This window comes from Methylobacterium sp. WL103 (assembly GCF_008039885.1).
Lineage (GTDB): Bacteria > Pseudomonadota > Alphaproteobacteria > Rhizobiales > Beijerinckiaceae > Methylobacterium > Methylobacterium cerastii.
This window is the reverse complement of record NZ_VRUX01001119.1, coordinates 1-751: the sequence shown is the minus strand read 5'-3', so window position 1 is coordinate 751 and position 751 is coordinate 1. Positions and strand designations below refer to the sequence as shown.

Here is a 751-nt window from a genome sequence, read left to right as displayed (position 1 = left end):
GCCCACAACAATCCTTCGGACCCGATGACCGACCCGAGCCCGTTCGCGGATATCCGCCACCTGATCGAGACGATGCCCGGCCCCGACCGGGAGGCCACCGGCGCGATCGCCGCGCGCGAGGCGCGCCTCACGAAGCCCGCCGGAGCGCTGGGGCGGATGGAGCAGCTCGTCGCCTGGCTCGGCGCCTGGCAGGGCAAACCGATGCCGACGCTGGACCGGCCGCTGGTCTGCGTCTTCGCCGGCAGCCACGGGGTGACGAAGCGCGGCGTCTCGGCCTTTCCCGATGCGGTGAACCGCCAGATGCTCGAGAACTTCGCCGCGGGCGGCGGGGCGATCAACCAGATCTGCGCCGCCTACGGCCTCGGCTTCAAGGTGTTCGACCTCGCCATCGACCTGCCCACCGGCGACATCACCGAGGCCCCCGCCCTCGACGAGAAGGCCACCGTCGCGACCATGGCCTTCGGCATGGAGGCGGTCGCCGCCGGCACCGATTGCGTCGGCATCGGCGAGATGGGCATCGGCAACACCACGATCGCGGCCGCGCTCTACGCCGCCCTGTTCGGTGGCGAGCCCGCGCATTGGGTCGGGCGCGGCACCGGCCTGGACGATGCCGGCGTCGTGCGGAAGGTGGCCGCAGTGGAGGCGGCGCTCGCCCACCATGCCGAGCATCTCGACGATCCGCTCGAGATCCTGCGGCGGCTCGGCGGCCGCAGGATCTCGAGCGGATCGTCGAGATGCTCGGCATGGTGGG

The 751-nt window shown here is 72.0% G+C and carries 1 protein-coding gene; it reads left to right on the top strand.

Annotated features, from left to right (window positions below; all coding sequences use genetic code 11):
- Positions 1 to 24: 24 nt before the first annotated feature.
- Positions 25 to 751, top strand: a 727-nt coding sequence (locus FV222_RS28155) for a nicotinate-nucleotide--dimethylbenzimidazole phosphoribosyltransferase (RefSeq protein WP_147816418.1), incomplete at its 3' end; no start/stop codon positions are given.